At 49.2% G+C, this 17,022-nt stretch carries 12 protein-coding genes and 1 pseudogene; 6 read left to right on the forward strand and 7 right to left on the reverse strand.

Annotation, left to right across the window (positions count from 1 at the left end; translation table 11 throughout):
* Positions 1-51 precede the first annotated feature (51 nt).
* Complete coding sequence (locus tag AC53GJ_RS11130; protein ID WP_496727778.1) at positions 52-1,623, forward strand: ABC-F family ATPase; 1,572 nt, start codon at positions 52-54, stop codon at positions 1,621-1,623.
* Between the two features lie 52 nt (positions 1,624-1,675).
* On the opposite strand, the gene AC53GJ_RS11135 is transcribed toward AC53GJ_RS11130, so the two are convergent.
* On the reverse strand, positions 1,676-2,173 hold the full coding sequence (locus tag AC53GJ_RS11135) for an LURP-one-related/scramblase family protein (RefSeq protein ID WP_496727779.1): 498 nt from the start codon (positions 2,171-2,173) through the stop codon (positions 1,676-1,678).
* A gap of 196 nt (positions 2,174-2,369) precedes the next feature.
* Between AC53GJ_RS11135 and AC53GJ_RS11140 the strand changes: the two genes are divergently transcribed.
* The 5 genes and pseudogenes from AC53GJ_RS11140 (at position 2,370) to AC53GJ_RS11160 (ending at position 10,165) form a co-directional block, all read left to right on the forward strand.
* On the forward strand, positions 2,370-2,837 hold the full coding sequence (locus AC53GJ_RS11140; protein ID WP_496727780.1) for a Dps family protein: 468 nt from the start codon (positions 2,370-2,372) through the stop codon (positions 2,835-2,837).
* A gap of 475 nt (positions 2,838-3,312) precedes the next feature.
* Positions 3,313-4,086 carry a methyl-accepting chemotaxis protein gene (locus AC53GJ_RS11145; protein WP_496732786.1) on the forward strand — a complete coding sequence of 258 codons (774 nt, stop codon included), beginning with the start codon at positions 3,313-3,315 and terminating at the stop codon, positions 4,084-4,086.
* Between the two features lie 336 nt (positions 4,087-4,422).
* Positions 4,423-4,923: pseudogene (locus AC53GJ_RS11150) on the forward strand (methyl-accepting chemotaxis protein); the annotation flags it as partial.
* A gap of 33 nt (positions 4,924-4,956) precedes the next feature.
* On the forward strand, positions 4,957-5,334 hold the full coding sequence (locus AC53GJ_RS11155; protein WP_496732787.1) for a CZB domain-containing protein: 378 nt from the start codon (positions 4,957-4,959) through the stop codon (positions 5,332-5,334).
* 334 nt (positions 5,335-5,668) lie between these two features.
* Positions 5,669-10,165, forward strand: coding sequence for a response regulator (locus tag AC53GJ_RS11160; protein WP_496727781.1), 4,497 nt, complete (start codon positions 5,669-5,671; stop codon positions 10,163-10,165).
* A 43-nt stretch (positions 10,166-10,208) separates the two neighbouring features.
* Here the strand turns inward: AC53GJ_RS11160 and AC53GJ_RS11165 are convergent, their stop codons facing one another.
* The 6 genes from AC53GJ_RS11165 to AC53GJ_RS11190 form a co-directional block, all read right to left on the reverse strand.
* Positions 10,209-11,204, reverse strand: coding sequence for a siderophore ABC transporter substrate-binding protein (locus tag AC53GJ_RS11165; protein WP_496727782.1), 996 nt, complete (start codon positions 11,202-11,204; stop codon positions 10,209-10,211).
* Positions 11,194-11,976, reverse strand: coding sequence for an iron ABC transporter ATP-binding protein (locus AC53GJ_RS11170; RefSeq protein WP_496727783.1), 783 nt, complete (start codon positions 11,974-11,976; stop codon positions 11,194-11,196). Before AC53GJ_RS11170 ends, AC53GJ_RS11165 begins: the two co-directional genes overlap by 11 nt.
* Positions 11,973-12,923, reverse strand: a complete 951-nt coding sequence (locus tag AC53GJ_RS11175; protein WP_496727784.1) for an iron chelate uptake ABC transporter family permease subunit — start codon at positions 12,921-12,923, stop codon at positions 11,973-11,975. Before AC53GJ_RS11175 ends, AC53GJ_RS11170 begins: the two co-directional genes overlap by 4 nt.
* A complete protein-coding gene (locus AC53GJ_RS11180; protein WP_496727785.1) occupies positions 12,920-13,864 on the reverse strand; it encodes an ABC transporter permease in 945 nt (314 codons plus the stop codon). The genes AC53GJ_RS11175 and AC53GJ_RS11180 overlap by 4 nt, the downstream gene beginning before the upstream one ends.
* 56 nt (positions 13,865-13,920) lie before the next feature.
* Entirely contained in the window at positions 13,921-14,643 is a 723-nt protein-coding gene (locus AC53GJ_RS11185) for a TetR/AcrR family transcriptional regulator (RefSeq protein WP_496727786.1), read from the reverse strand.
* Positions 14,644-14,817: 174 nt separating this feature from the next.
* Positions 14,818-16,914: a TonB-dependent receptor gene (locus AC53GJ_RS11190; RefSeq protein ID WP_496727787.1), complete on the reverse strand. Its 2,097-nt coding sequence runs from the start codon at positions 16,912-16,914 to the stop codon at positions 14,818-14,820.
* Between the last annotated feature and the right edge of the window lie 108 nt (positions 16,915-17,022).

The following is a 17,022-nucleotide window of genomic DNA, read 5'->3' on the forward strand; positions in this document are numbered from 1 at the left end:
CCAGCAATTAAGCCAGGCGATTAATCCGTGATAGCTACCGCAAACATTACTATGCAATTTGGCGCTAAGCCGTTGTTTGAAAACATCTCAATCAAATTTGGTTCCGGCAACCGTTATGGTCTGATCGGCGCCAACGGCTGCGGTAAATCAACCTTTATGAAAATCCTGAGCCGCGAACTGGAACCCAGTGCCGGTAATGTCATGGTTGAACCCAATATGCGGGTAGCAAAACTGCATCAGGATCAGTTTGCTTTTGAGCAGTTTAGTGTCATCGACACTGTGATCATGGGCCATTCCGAGCTGTGGCGTGTGAAAGCTGAACGGGATCGGATTTACGGCAGTGCCGAGATGAGCGAAGAAGACGGCATGATTGTCGCCGATCTGGAAGTTGCCTTTGGTGAAATGGATGGGTATACCGCAGAATCCCGCGCCGGCGAACTGTTGTTAGGGGTAGGTATTCCGGTAGAACAACATTTTGGCCCGATGTCGGCGGTGGCACCAGGCTGGAAACTGCGGGTGTTACTGGCACAAGTACTGTTTGCCAATCCAGAAATCATGTTACTGGACGAACCCACCAACAACTTGGACATTCACACCATCCACTGGCTGGAAGACGTGTTATCCGAACGCAATTGCACCATGATCATCATTTCGCACGACCGTCACTTCCTGAACTCAGTTTGTACCCATATGGCTGATTTAGACTATGGCGAACTGCGCGTTTATCCGGGTAACTATGATGACTATATGTTTGCTGCCACTCAGGCTCGCGAGCGTTTGTTATCAGACAATGCCAAGAAAAAAGCGCAGATTGCTGAATTGCAGACCTTCGTCAGCCGCTTCTCTGCCAACGCTTCTAAAGCGCGGCAGGCCACATCTCGTGCTAAACAAATCGAAAAAATTCAGTTAGATGAAGTGAAAGCATCCAGCCGGGTCAATCCATTTATCCGCTTTGAACAGCAAAAACAACTCTATCGGATGGCGCTGGAAGTTGAAGGTCTGGACAAGAGCTTTGGCGATCTGCATCTGCTGAAAAATCTCAGCCTGAATATTGAAGTCGGTGAAAAAGTTGCGATTCTGGGCACCAACGGTATCGGTAAATCAACCTTACTGAAATGTCTGGTCGGTGAAATGCAACCTGAAGCCGGTATCGTCAAATGGTCTGAAAACTGCAACATCGGCTATTATGCGCAAGATCACGAATATGAATTTGCGGAAGATATGACGGTGTTTGACTGGATGGCACAGCATAAACAGCCTTCTGATGACGAACAGGCAGTGCGTGGCATTTTGGGTCGGTTATTATTTTCACAGGATGACATTAAGAAAAAAGTAAAAGTGTTGTCAGGTGGTGAAAAAGGTCGGATGTTATTTGGCAAACTGATGTTACAACGGCCAAATATTCTGGTGATGGATGAACCAACCAACCACTTGGATATGGAATCGATTGAGTCCTTAAACATGGCACTGGAAATGTACAAAGGCACCTTGCTGTTTGTCAGCCATGACCGTGAGTTTGTTTCATCGTTAGCCACCCGTATTATTGAAATTACCGATAAAGATACCCGTAACTTTGTCGGCAGCTACGATGACTACCTGGCACAGACCTTAGCACAAGGCTAAACAACAGCTGTTTGGTCGTCAGCAAAGGCAATCAATGGATTGCCTTTGTTGTTTAATCATCCAAATTCGAGTTGCGGCCGGAATGCTGGATCCGGTCTAGCACTATCACAGTCGCCAGCAAATGGGCCGTCCACTGTGGGGCAAAAATATCCACGCCATAGGTATCCGACCAGCTAAACCAAGCCTTGGAGATTTGCGCCAGCAACTGACCCTGTTGCCGGATTTGGTATTCGTGCTGCCATAAATTACCCTGAATTTCTAATTCCCCAGCCGGACTGTCAATGGTAAAACGACTGGTCCAGAACGGCCAGAATCTTTTGCGGATCAGCCACTCACTGCCATCAGTCCCCACCAGACGACAGGCTGGCAACAAGGTCAGGTACTTGCGTTTAATCTTGAGGATTTCCTGGCCACGGGCATCAAACAGGGTTTGGCTACTGGAGATACTAAAAAATTTTCCTTTGGCCGTCATGGCAATCCGGCCTTGTTCATCCTGAATATCAAAACTGTCGGTCAGGCTGAATATTTTTTGCTTGATCTGATATTTCATGGCACATCCGCTTGGTCATCTGATGCCAAGACGTTAAAACAAGCTCAATTGAAAAGATAGTCTGCGCAACACTTTGTTACTATTGTGCCTTGATTTGCGCCTGATCAATCTCCATCAATAATGTCATTGCTGATTGGGTTGTTTTTACCTAAGGTAAACCCAGTTTTTTTGGTGTGTTTCAATTACAGGTGACAAGATGAAAATTAATATTGGCATTGAAGAGCAAGACCGCAAAGAAATTGCCGCCGGTTTAGCAGCGCTGCTGGCTGATACCTACACTTTGTATTTAAAAACCCATAATTATCACTGGAATGTCACTGGGCCTATGTTTCAGGGGTTACATACACTGTTTGAAACTCAATATACTGAACTAGCTCTGGCGGTTGATTTAATCGCAGAGCGGATCCGGGCTTTAGGCGAATTTGCGCCGGGCTCTTACAAAGAATTTGCCAAACTGACCAGTATTAAAGAAGCCGATGGCCATCCAACGGCTGACGAAATGATTAAAGATCTGGTCAAAGGCCAGGAAGCTATCGCCAAAACCGCGCGCTCTATTGTGCCTGTGGCTGATAAGTCCTCCGATGAACCCACGTTAGATTTACTCACGCAGCGGATGCAGGTGCATGAAAAAAATGCCTGGATGTTGCGCAGCTTAATCAGCTGAATCATCCTCGCTGCCGGAAAACTGGTACCTTATAAAGGTACCAGTCGTCTATTTAATGCAAATACCTGTTTAAAAAGACCTTTCTTTGATTAAAAACATCAATGGCTCTTTTTTCCTGGCGCGCCATCCCTTAGGATGAAACTATCATTTTAAGCTTCGGGGCAACATGATGTTTAACAGCGCATTAAAACAAGAAAATCAGCAACTCAGACAACAAATCAAAGAAATGCAGCAGCAGTTGCAACAACAACAGCAATTGATGCAGCAACAGCAACAGCAGTTTGAGCAACAACAGCAACAAACCAACGCCAGTTTACTGCAACAAAAACAACTCAATAGCAGCCAACTTGCGGGTCATGCAGTGCTGCAACTGGTGCAGCAAACCGTTAACCAACTGGCAGACAGCCTGATTGATGAACGCGCAGCACTGGCTAAACTGGAAGATATTTTTGGCCAGACGCAAAGCGCCATTAAAATGCTGGAGAGTCGCGCTGTCCATATCACCGAACACGCCGACCAAAGTGCTGCCACCGCCAACGTATTGGATGGTACCGCCAGTGCTATTACCCAGCTCATTTCCAGTATCCAGGAAATATCCGACCAAACTAACTTATTGGCTCTCAATGCCGCCATTGAAGCCGCCAGAGCAGGCGAAGCCGGCCGTGGTTTTGCCGTGGTCGCCGATGAAGTGCGTACCCTGGCGGGCAAAGCCAATGATGCCAGTAAGCAAATTGAAAATTTGATCCGCAAAGTCATCGAACAAACCAATAATATCAAGGCCATGGTGTCACAAAGCCAGCAAAGCGCAGCCGATGTCTCCAGCTCGTCCCGTCAGATCGATCAGGTCGTCAATGAAGTGATTGAACGTTCAGAAGCGATGAAAAAACTGATCCGCAGCACCACCACCTTGACCTATTTAAACGGCCTGAAGCTGGATTATATTGATTGGAAAAATCAGGTTTTGCAGGCGCAGATGCAAGGTCAGAGCCTGAGTGCAACCCCAGTTGATCAAAAATATCAGCAGTGGTTCGGCCATGGCTGTTATGGTCAGCGTCACTATGGCCAGTTGAATAGTTTTAAAAATATCGAGCGCTCACATCGGTTGTTCCACGACAAAAGTCGTGAATTACTGCAACTGGGTCGGCAGGGCGAGGGCAACAAAATTAACCAATTGCTGACAGAAATCGACCAGCAGTGTCTTGCTGTAGTCCAAGCCATCACTGCCTTACAGCAGGATGTCGCAGTGTGAAGCAGGATAGAGGACGCAGTTTGTGATTGAGGCCAGGTCATCAGCTAGGCCTCGACCAAAGTCGGCATGACAAGTCATCAGATCTATGCATACTTAACAGCATAGTTGTAGTCTGACAAGGGCAGATCAGCTGGACCCAATATAGATAAAGAGGTACTGATGTTTTTCCAATCCCACCTGAAGCAACAGATCCAGCAGCTCGAGCATAGTTTGCAACAGCTACAACAGCAAAATAGTGCAGAGCAGCAACAGCAACAACAACAGTATCAACAAGAGTTAACCGGCTTAACCACGCAGTTAGTGCAACAACAACATCAGCAGCAAATTTGTGGTTGTATGCTCAGTGGCCATCATTTGTTAGGTTCTATTCGGGAGAATATTGCTGACAATGCCACAGTATTGCAGCAAGAACATCATGCCTTGCAAGAACTTGGTAGTCTGTTTAGCCAAACCAAATCAGCAGTGCGACACCTGGATGAACGAGCCAGACAAATCACCACAGATGCAGCGCAAAGTGCCAAAGTTGCCGCTGTGCTCGATGGTACTGCGGCATCTATTAACCAGCTGATTTCCAGTATTCAGGAGATTTCTGACCAAACCAATTTATTGGCACTTAATGCGGCCATCGAAGCAGCCAGAGCCGGTGAAGCCGGTCGTGGTTTTGCCGTGGTGGCGGATGAAGTCAGGACGCTGGCCGGTAAAGCTCATCAAGCCAGCAGCCAGATTGAACAACTGATCCGTCAGGTGATGGAGCAGACCAGCCATATCCGGCAAATGGTAGCGCAAAGTCAGCAAAGTGCTGATGCAGTAGCCAGCAGTTCAGCGCAGATTGATCAGGTGGTGAATCAGGTGATTGACAGTTCAGATCATATGCAACATGTGATTGCTGAATCGGCGACTATTGCTTTTTTAAACACGGTTAAACTTGATCATGTGGTGTGGAAAAACCGGGTTTATCAATTGTTGCAGCAGCAAAAGCTGCAAGAATCGGCCGGTACCCACCAACAGTGCAGGTTAGGGCAATGGTATTTTCAGGGCGAAGGCCACAAAAAATATAACCAGCTACGCAGTTTTAAACAACTGGATGCGCCGCATCAACAAGTCCATCAGGCTGGCCAGCAAGCTTTACATTGTGCCAGCCAACAGGATTATGATGGCATGCTCAAAGCGCTGCAACTGATGGAACAAAGCAGTGAACAAGTGGCCGCAGCGCTCACCGCCTTACAACACGAAGTATTACGACCTTAAAACGATAGCCGGGTCGTTGCAGTTGTTGCAATGACCTCCATGCAAGATAGCCACTTCAAAGCAATGCCTGCAACAAGCGAAACTGTGATCCCAGCCAAAGTCGACAGATATTTTCCCTAATTTATTCACAGGCATCGCAGGATAACAATGTTGTGCTAGGCTGAATTTACCACTAGAAAAGGCTATCTTCGCTGTGCTGCGCACATCATTCATGCTCAGCAAGATCTGGCTTCTGTGCAGTTATGGCACAGTGCCAGCGTAATGGAGTTCCTTTCCTATATCGACCTTGTCACTCTGTTGCACAGCCAACGGAGCCAAAGCTAAGGAACTGGCGATGAATCAACTTTTGCATATGCTGGAAAGACAAAGCCTGTCTGCTCGACTGACCTTTGGCCTGAGTGCCATGCTCTTAATGATGCTGGCACTGGGATTGAATAATCTTTACAACATCCGGGTGATGAACGAGCAGCTCAATCAATTACACAATCATGAGTTGCAATCGATTTATTTCAGTAAAGACAGTGAGCTCAATCTCGCTTTGATCGCGCATCAACTCGACCAACTGGCTTATCAGCAGGATAGCCAGCTCAGACAGCAGAGCATCAATCGGATTGCCAAAGCAGATAGCAGGCTCAATGCTGCGATCACTCAATTACAACAACGGGTGGTAGATCCTCGCTCTGATGCACTGCTGGCGAATTTTCAGCAGTTATACCAGCAATACAAATTACAACTGGATCAGGCGTTGTACGGCCAACAATCCCAATTCAGCAATCTGGTTGCAGACAAGGCTTTTCAGTCTTTATCACAACAAGCTCAGCAAAGTCTGTCGCAGCACAGTGATATTGAGCGGCAAATTGCCAGCCAGACCATCAATCGTGCAGCGGCTTTAGCCAATCAGTCTACCTGGAACAACGTCCTGGGGTTATTGGCCGCCATGCTGGCCGGTGGATTGCTGGCGACCTTATTAACGAAATCGATGCATGCCCCTTCCAAGCGACTGGAACAGCGGGTACAACAACTGGTTGAAGGCCTGCATGAGCTGGAAGTCCCTCATACCGATTATCCTAATGAAATTGGCCGGCTGGCACGTTGTGTCGATCAATTACGACACGTGGTGTGTGAAATGACGACCCAGCGTTGGGTGAAAACCAATCTGGCACAACTGTCTTCGAGTTTGCAGCAAGTGACCAGCTACCAGGAGTTGTCTGAACATTTTTTGCAACAACTCGGGCCTACATTGGAATTGGGGCATGCCGTCTATTATGTCAGTGATGAGGCAGAGAAAGTGTTAAAACTGGCCGGTAGTTATGCTTTTACCGAACGCAAACAACTGCGTCAGCGCATCGCGGTTGGCGACGGTATTCTGGGCCAGGTCGCACTGGACAAACAACCGATAATTCTGACGGAAGCACCTGCCGACTATGTGCAGATTAGCTCTGGCCTTGGTCAAAGCAAAGCGCTCCATTTGGCGGTGTACCCAGTGATCCGCAATGACCGACTGATGGCCGTGTTAGAAATGGCCAGTTTTCACCGTTTTACCGAGCGGCAATTATTGCTACTGGAAGGGGCTTTACCGCTGTTGGCAATGAGCCTTGAGATTATGCAGCGCACGCTGAAAACGAAAGATTTGCTGCAAGAAAGTCAGCAGCAGGCATTGTCATTACAGGAAAAGTCGGCGTTATTGGCCAGTCAGACCGCAGAATTGGAGCGGCAACAAACCGAGCTGAGAGTCACAGAACAATGGTATCGCGATATCATTAAATCGGCACCGGATGGTTTATTGGTGTGTGATGCACAGGGCATTATCGTGCTGGCCAATCCACAAGTTGCAGCGATGTTTGGCTATCATGAAGCTGAATTGCAGGGTCAGCAATTAGATGCGCTGGTCCCTGATGCAATCCGCCAGCAGCATCCTCAACTGCGGCAAAGTTATATTGCCAAAGGCACGACCCGACAAATGGCTGGTCGTGAGGTGCATGGCCGTTGTAAAGATGGCAGCGAAATATCGGTCGATGTCAGTCTGGCCAAGTTAACTGCAATTGATGGCCTTGGTGCTTGTGTCTGCGCTTCAGTACGGGATGTGACGGAGCGCAAAGCGGCTGAACATAAACTGCAACTGGCCTTTACCGAACTGGAAAAGTCGCAGGCTTTGGTACAAGCGGTGCTAGATAATTCACCCACCGATATTTACGTGAAAGACTTGCAGGGCCAGTTCTTATTGATTAATAAATCTTTTGCCGCATTTCTTGCCAGCCGGTTGCAACTGCAAGCCGGGCAGTTGATAGGGCACCGGCTGGATGAATTTTTAGTGACTGATTTGACCCAATGGATGGATCAAACCGATCAACAGGCATTATTGGCCGGTCAACTGACGGAGTTCGATTACAGCGATGGCGAAGATGAACAAAGTCAAAGCAGACAACTGCTGAAATTTCCGTTAAAAACCTCTGAAGGGGATGCTTTTGCCCTTTGTGTCATTGGTCAAGACACGTCGGAGCGGCAACGAATGCAGTTGCAAATGATGCGCGCGCGCGATGCAGCTGAAACAGCAACAAAAGCAAAAAGTGATTTTCTGGCCAATATGAGTCACGAAATCCGCACCCCGATGAACGCCATAATTGGCATGTCACACCTGGCACTACAGACAAACTTAGACAAAAAACAGCGTAACTATATCGCCAAAGTACATAAAGCGGCAGAAAACTTACTCGGCATCATCAATGACATTCTGGATTTTTCCAAAATTGAAGCGGGTAAACTGAGCCTGGAACAAATTCCGTTCCGCTTAGAAGATGTGCTGGAAAACTTCGCCAGTCTGGTTGGAATGAATGCCGATAATAAAGGGCTGGAGCTGCTGTTTGATTTAGAACCTGATTTACCGACAGCACTGATTGGCGATCCATTGCGGCTTGGTCAGGTGCTGACCAATCTTGGTAATAATGCGGTGAAATTTACTGAGCAAGGCGAAATTATTGTTGGCATCCGCACGTTACACACAACAACGGCACAAGTCAGGCTGCACTTTTGGATCCGTGACAGTGGCATTGGTATGACGGCTGATCAGTGTGCCCGGCTATTTCAGTCATTTTCACAGGCAGATAACTCCACCACCCGTAAATACGGCGGCACCGGGCTGGGTTTGGCGATATCAAAAAATTTGATAGAAATGATGGGCGGCCAGATTTGGGTGGACAGTCAGCCTGAGCAGGGGTCATGTTTCCACTTTGAAGTGAATTTAATACCGCAGATCAATCCGGTGCATAAACGAATGCTCAGAGCGGATGAACTGAGCCATTTACGAACTTTAGTGGTGGATGACAATGCGATGGCGCGTGAAATTCTGGCAACGATGAGCCAGCATTTTGGCCTGGTGACCACTGTCGCTGCAAACGGTGCGGCCTGTCTGGCGGCTTTAGCCAGTGCCGAACAACAAGGACTGCCGTTTGAACTGGTGCTGATGGACTGGAAAATGCCTGGATTGGATGGTATCGATACATTGCAGCAAATCCATCTTCTTTATCCGACCCCCCCTGCGGTAGTCATGGTGACGGCCTTTGGCAAAGATGATGCTCAGCTAAAAGCGCAACAAGTGGGTATACAGCTGCCTTTTGTCTTGAGTAAACCTGTGACACCGTCAACCTTGCTGGAAGCTATCGGCTGTGTGCTTGGAAAATCGGAGCTGACCGAAACACGGCAACAACAGTTACAGGATTTGACTGCTGATTGTACCCGTCAGTTAGCGGGTAAAAAAGTGTTGTTGGTAGAAGATAATGAAATGAATCAGGAATTGGCGCTCGACTTATTACAGCGGGCTGGCTTAAAGGTGGTTGTCGCAGAGCACGGTGCTATTGCGGTGGATATCTTACAACAACAATCCGATTTTGATGCGGTATTGATGGATTGTCAGATGCCGGTGCTGGATGGCTATGCTGCCACCCGGATTATTCGGCAGCGACTAGGGCTTCATTTGCCTATTCTGGCGATGACTGCCAATGCGATGGAAGGTGACCGCCAACTGGCACTGGCTGCTGGTATGAATGATCATATTGCCAAACCGCTGAATATCACGGTGATGTTTGCCACTATGGCCAAATGGTTTGGCACTGGCAGCGTTGGCTCTGACCAGACGCTTGCCACCCCCCAGCAGTCTGCAAGCCAGGTCATACTGCCACAGTTAGCCAGCCTCGATACTGCGGAAGGCTTAGCGCGTACCATGCATCAGCCTGAATTATACCGCCGGATGTTGGCTAAATTTGTTCAGAGCAATCACCATTTGGCGGCACAATTGCAGCAAAGTACCCAACAGCAGGATTGGCCGTTGTTAACCCGACTAGCCCATACCTTAAAAGCAAACGCCGGAACTATCGGTGCCATTAAATTAGCTGAAGCTTCGGCAGCCTTGGAACAGCAGGCCCTGCAAAGCAGCGAAACCGAGCAAATCAGCAATGAACTCAGCTATCAGATCCAATTAGTTGTCAGCTTGTTACAACCTTTACTGACAGCACTGCAGGCATTTTTCGATGGCGATGGCAACAGACCAGACACTCTGCCAGGTTCTGCCCAAGACAGCAGACAGTCGGCACGGTTGACAGCCAGCAACCGAGCCTGGTTTAACTGGAGCAGCCAATTGCAGCAGCTCCGCTTGTTGCTGCAAAGTTGTGATGTCGCCGCTATTGCTGCCACTGAACTGCTTTACCAGTTGCCTCTGGCCGAACCACAATACCAGCAACTGAACCATTTGCAGCAGTTAGTGAGTGGGTTTCAATTTGAAGAAGCAGAACAATGGCTGCAATCTCTGCTTGATGATGCTCAATCAGCAGCCCGTTAAACCGACTGCGGTCAGTAGCAGACCGGCGCTGTGTTCAGGACTGTTACTGATAGCCCCGTTGTATATCTGCCATGATTTGTTGTAACGCTGTCATACTGGCGCCAGTGACATACCAGGCTTGTGCATCAACCAGGATAATCTTGTTATTTTTCCAGGCTTTGGTTTGACGTATTAATGCATTGTCCAGCAATGTCGGTTCGAGCGACTGTTTTTTCGCCATCACTGCAGTGCGATCGATGACAAAAATGATGTCAGGATCATGGGAAAAAATATATTCATTGGAGACTGGTTGGCCATGTAAGCCGCTGGCATTTTCATCACCAGCCGCTTTGACCTGCAAATCCTGATAAATAAAACCATAACGTGATTTTTCACCCAAATAGCTAAAAGCGCCATTGTTATGCAGCAGAATCATTGCTTGTTCAGGTCGGTGCTCAAGTTGTTGCTGCAACTTGAGCCACTGTTGCTGGAGGGCATGGATCAGCTGTTCGGCTTGCTGTGCTTTGCCAAATAAGCTTCCCAGTTGGCGGAAATGACTGATCACCTTACTGATATGCCCAGTGCCACTCAACTGATAATCGATATCGTAATGAATACTGGGTGCCAGGGCGGCGAGCTTCGGATAGTGACTGGCTTGCAATGAAGACAGTAAAATCAGATCCGGTTTTAACTTATAAATCCGCTCCAGATTAGGCTGAACTATCGCACCTAAATCGATAATGGCCGGATCTTGACTGAGCTCAGCCAAAAATGCCGGCACATAATCTTTTGGCATGCCGGCAATCGGCACTTGTAGCAAGTGCAAATGGTCAACATCGTTCATATCCAGCACAGCAATACGTTCAGGCTTTTGCTTGATGATGGCACGACCCAACAGATGACTGATTTCCATCGGTGCAAAGGTGGACGTTTCCTGCACTGAGGCAGTGACGGCGCTATCCTTCATCTCTGGCTGGCAACCGGCACTGAGTAACAGACTGCCGCACAATAAAGCACGGCAACAGCACAACAGCGCAGGGGCCAAAGGTTTAACAGGCATAGAGTTTCTCCGGTTGATTAAAATAATGACAAAAACGACCCAATTCGGTGTGCAGCACCTGGATGGGTAATTGATAGAGTTCAGTGAGTGTGGTTGCCGTCATCACCTGACCGACGTCACCGGCATGACGGATACAGCCCTGCTGCATAGCAACCACCTGATCGGCATAATTGGCCGCCATATTCAGATCATGCAGCACCACAATCACGGTTTTTTGTTGCTGGTCGCGTAAGTGACACAGCACCTGCATCAACTGCACCGCATGTTTTAAATCCAGATTGTTCAGCGGTTCGTCGAGCAGCAAGTAAGGCGTCTGCTGCGCCACCACCATCGCCATAAATGCTAACTGGCGCTGACCGCCGCTGAGCTCATGTAATACTGCGTTTTGCAGTGGCGTCAGGCCCAATAAATCCAGGGCTTGCGCAATGGCATGATGATCGGCCTGCTGCAAGCGCCCCTGGCTGTGTGGAAAACGGCCAAAAGCCACCAGTTCACGCACGGTCAGTTGCAACTGCAGTGATTGAAACTGACATAAGCTCGCCACTTGTCTGGCATAATCCGGTAACGAAAAAGCTTGAATATCGCGGTCAGACAGCAAGATCTGGCCTGAATCGGCTGTGAGTAAACGCGCCAAACACATCAGTAAACTACTTTTACCGGCGCCATTGGGACCGATTAGTGCTGTCAGTTTGCCACTGGCAAATTCGACATTGAGATCCTGCAAAACTTGCCGGTTGCCATAACGCTTGGTTAAACCTTGCACGCTGATCATGACGTCTGCCTTTGTCTGATTAAAAACATGAAAAAATAACCTCCACAGCACAGTTGCAACAATAAACCGACGCTGGTTTTGAAATTAAACAGGTGTTCCACCAGCAACTGCGCCAGCAGAAATAACATCACTGCGAATACAGCTGCGAGCGGCAACCGATGGCGGTGCGACTGACTGCGGCTGAGTGTCGCACTGAGATTAGCGATCAGAATGCCGAAAAAGGCGGTTGGACCGAGCAGACTGGTTGATATCGCCACTAAGATGGCAATCAACGCCAGTTGCCGCTGCAACAGCAAAGGTCGGTTGACGCCAAGTGCACTGGCCTGAACTGCGCCCAGTTGCAGCACATCCAACTGATAACGCTGACGCCACAATAAGGTCGCCACCAGCAGTGTTAACAGGGCAGAGAACAAGGTTTGGTTTAGTTCTGCCCGCTGAAAAGAAGCCAGACTGAATTGTGATAACAAGGAAAACTCGGCCGGACTGCTGCTGTATTGAAAAAACTGCGTCAGACTATTGCCAACCAGGCTAAACACCAGCCCATACCACAACATTTGCCAGACATCCTGCAGGCTCCGGCTAAATAACCATCGTTGTAACAAGAGCGAATAGCACAGCAGCACCAACGCTGAGCAGACAAAGTTCAGTTGCAGATCCATCAGTAGTGGACTATTCAAACCAAACAACAGCACCAATAAGGCTTGCCACAATAGATACACACTTTCATAGCCCATAATGGCCGGGGTCAGAATACGATTCTCGGTGAGGGTCTGAAAACAAAGCGTTGAGCAAGCTACAGCGATCGCCCCCGTCAGCATGGCCAGCAATTTCACCAGCCGGTTTGGCAGGATAAATTCAGTGTCCAAGCCTGAATCAAATAACAGGTAGGTCAGCGCCAGCAGCAGACATAACAAGCCGCAAAAAAGCATCAGCCAGGACTTGTTCATGCCGATGTCCTTAAAAAGTGCAGCAGCAGTAAAGCACCGACACAACTTGCGGTCAGACCTATCGGTATTTCATAGGGATAAAGCAGTAGCCGGCTTAACAGATCACAGCTGATTAAAAACGCGGCACCGGCCAGCGCAATCTTTGGCAGGCTTTGCGCCAGATGCTCTCCACAGTGTTTTGCCACCAGTTGTGGGATCACCAGCCCAACAAAAGGGATAGCGCCAACCGTAATCAAACTACTGGCCACCATAGCAGCCACCAGCACTAAACCAAGCCAGACCAGCTGTTGATAACGTAAACCGAGACTGCCAGCCAACTGCTGCCCCATGCCAAGCAGGGTAAAATGGTGCGCAAACCAATAACTGCACAGCACCAGCGGCAGGATCAGATAAATCAGTTCGTAATGGCCTGTAATCACCTTGGAGAAATCGCCCAGCAACCAACCTTGCATGCTTTGCAGCAACTGCTGCTGATAGGCATAAAGTTCTGCTACGGCACTGAGCACACTGCCGTACATCAAACCTAAGATCGGCAGCAATTGCCGGTGACGCAGCTGTAGCTTATTGATTAGTAATATAAAAAATAGACAGCTGACTAAACAGCAAAGCAGGGCAACCAGCATACTGACCATCACCGAAGCGGCAGGAAACAATACCATCGCCAGCAGAATGCCAAGTTTGGCGGCATCTATCGCACCTGTGGTGCCAGGATCGGCAAACCTGTTTTGTAAAATTTGCTGCATCAACACGCCGCAGACCGCTAAAGCAGCGCCGGTCAACAGCAACGCCATCAGTCTTGGCAGTCGGCTGCTGGTCAAAGTGAGCCAGGCCACCGGGTCTGATTGCCATAGTTGTGAGAAAGAGAACTGCTTGGCGCCCAGGAGCAGCGACGCCAGACACAATAAACAAAAAGCGGCACCAAGGCCCAGGTACTTCAACATTTGCTGTCTTCTTAATTGGGCACCGCTGCTTCAGATGAAGCGACTAACACCCGTTGTCAGGATGGTGCTGCCGACAAAGGCGCTGCCAACTCGTGTTGTAGCTCCAGTTGCCGGCGGCTGGCGATACCCGCCAACACCACATCTCTTTTTTGTTCCCACCAGCGCCTTGCGCCAGCTTGCATGATGCCGACCATGGCATTAATTTGGCTGGCCAGCTCAGGGCAGGCGGCGGCTTCAGCCTGCCACAACGCCATCATCCGGTGCTTGCGCAAAGTGCCGTTACTGTCTTGTTTGCTGGCCGACCACCAGCCGACAAAACAGGCCTGCACCATATCCACCAGCATGTCGACCGTCAGTACTGCATCATCTAAGCTAAAGCCCTGTTGTTGTAAGCTGGCAACAGATTGGGCAAAAGCACGGATCCCAACCGTGGGGCTGACTTCTGCCTGGTGAAAACACTCGGCCAGGCCTGGATTGCTTTCATACAACAGCCAGATGGCATCTGTCAGCGCAATCAGTTGCTGTTGCCAATCTGCGCTGGCCGGCGCTTGCCATGCCAGTTCCGTTACCGCCAGTTCAGCGGCCAGCGTTAACACATCATCCCGGCCCTTGATATGATGATACAAAGAGGAATGATCGATATTCAGATGTGCCGCCAGCGCCGGGATCGTCACTTTATCCAGTCCCAGGGCTAAGGCTGCCCTGGCTATCACTTCACGGTTGATCCGACTTGGCCGGCCGCGTTTGGTACCGGTTTTAGCTATTTTTGCTGTAGTCATGGCTGACACTCCTGTGGCTGTCATTGATGCGACTGGCTAGCCTCAAAGCTGCCGGCAGAAAATCAGCTATACCGGCACAGTCGAGGCTATCGCAGAAAAGTCGCATTTTAGCCTGCTTGTCGTTGCCGGCGGCAGCTTTTCTGCCAGCAGCACAGCCAATCAAAGCTCACAGCGCTAAAAATTTGCTTTGAAGCCAATGCCGGCTTCCCTGGGTTCCAGCATGTAGGCATTGACGCCACCCGTGCTACGATCCGCCACTTTACGCAGTGCCGCTGTTTTATCGCTCAGGTTGCGGACATAGACAAAGGCCGATAACTGTGGACTCAACTGATAGCTGGTACGCACATCAGTACTGCTATAAGAGGCAACCCGCAACTCAGGCTCGTTAATATCGGTGGAGAAATAGCCGTCACTGATGCGGTGATCCAAACTCAGGCTCCAGCTGTCTGTCACGGCATAGTCAAGGCCAGCACTCGCCATAAAGCCGGGCGCTTTACTAAACTCTTTGCCAACAAAGACCTGACCACGGTAATCATCAAAGCGGGTGATTTCGGTTTCCAATAGGCCAAGACTGGCCGACCAACGCAGACGAGGGCTACTGCGATAATCCAGTCCCAGCTCCAGACCATAACTTTGTGCTTGATCCGCATTGATAATCACAGAGCCAAAGGGACGGCCATTCAGATAATCGGTTACCGAGCGCTGTGAATCGCTAAAGCGGGTGTAAAACAGGTTGCTACTGAGCGTCATCTGCCGCGGTAATTCAGTCCGGCTAAACAATTCATAATTCCAGGCCGACTCTTGTTCAAAACTGTAATATTGACCGGCCCGGAAATTAATACCGGTTCCACCCGGAATATACCCTTTATTGACTAAAGCACCGACGGTGGTGTGTTCGGTCACGCCATAGGACAAGGCCAGTTTGGGTAACACGGCATGAAAACTGCGTTGGTACTGATGAAACACGCCAGGCACATAGCTGGCAGTGCCGGCATGACTGATGTCATCACGCTGATAGCGTAGCCCGGTGCTCAATGTCCAGTCCGGCAGCAAACGCCAATTGAGCTCAGCATAAGGGGCGGCACTGGTATGTCCCAAGTCTGCATCAGCTTGACCAAAAGTATTGTTCAGCCAATTGCGGGTCTGATCTTTCCAGTAAAACAGTCCGGCGACGCCACTGAATTCTGCTGCAGTTTTATTAATCTCTAACCGCAGATCACTGGACATATTTTCGTTATCGCGCTTTGCTAAGCCCTGATAAGGCGCGGCGAAATGATAGTCAAAGACCCCATCAGAGTATTGCAGCAGATGATGGAATTTAATGTCATTGGCAAACTCATAATCCAGTTCCAACATACCGGCCTGATGGCTGACTTGTTGATTGTCCTGATACAGCGATAAATTCTGAAACTTAGCATAAGGTTCAGAAGCCATCTCACTGTTCGGGCGTTTGGCTTTGCTGTAAGAGTAGGTCAGTAGGGCAGACAGATCCGTGCCAGTGGGTTGCCATAATAGCTTGGCGCGCGCCTGCTGATTTTTCCAATTCAGGTCAAAATCGTGGGCAGTAAATTCAGCATTGCTATAACGGATAAAGGTATCGCGGGAACTCTGATCCAGCGCAATCCTGAAGGCAATATCTTCAGTGATACCGTCCGATGCCAGCAAGGACACACGCTTTTTATCCCGGCTGCCTACAATAACCTGGGCCGCTGACTCGCCACTAAACACCGGTTTATTGGTCCGCATCACCACTGCGCCAGCAATACTATTGGCGCCCTGACTGGTGGTCTGTGGGCCCCGATATACTTCAATGCCGGCCAAATCCCATAAACCAGCCGCACCTAAATCCAGTTCAGCCGCGGTCAGGTAACGACCATCCAGACTGATAGTGGCGCCCGGCACTGGTTTTGCCAGATAAGCGTTGCCCGCACTGACCGGTCCTTTGGTATCGGTACCGCGGATCACCGGCGCATCGGTATTGCCGGCATAATTGAAATTGGCGATGCCACGCAGGATTTCCGCCACAGTGGCTTGATCGGCATTGTCGTTGATATCATCGGCCGATAATACCACCACAGAGCTAGCAGTTTCCTGCAGTGAACGGGCAACTTTCTGACCGTAGACGATTATTTTTTCATAATTCTCAGTGTTCTCTTTCACTTTTACATTGGATTTTGCGCTATCTGCCGGCCCGGCAACCACAGCAGCACTGATGCCAAGCGCAACCAAACTCAGGGCAAATGGACCCGCCAATTTGTGACCACAGTACATCACTGAAAACTCCTTGCTATCGACAAAAATCATTATTGCGAACTATTCGCATTAAGGATATGATGCGACCGCCTTATTGTCAACATGATGTTGGTAATTATATTGGGA

Source organism: Rheinheimera sp. B2H12, from assembly GCF_059620065.1.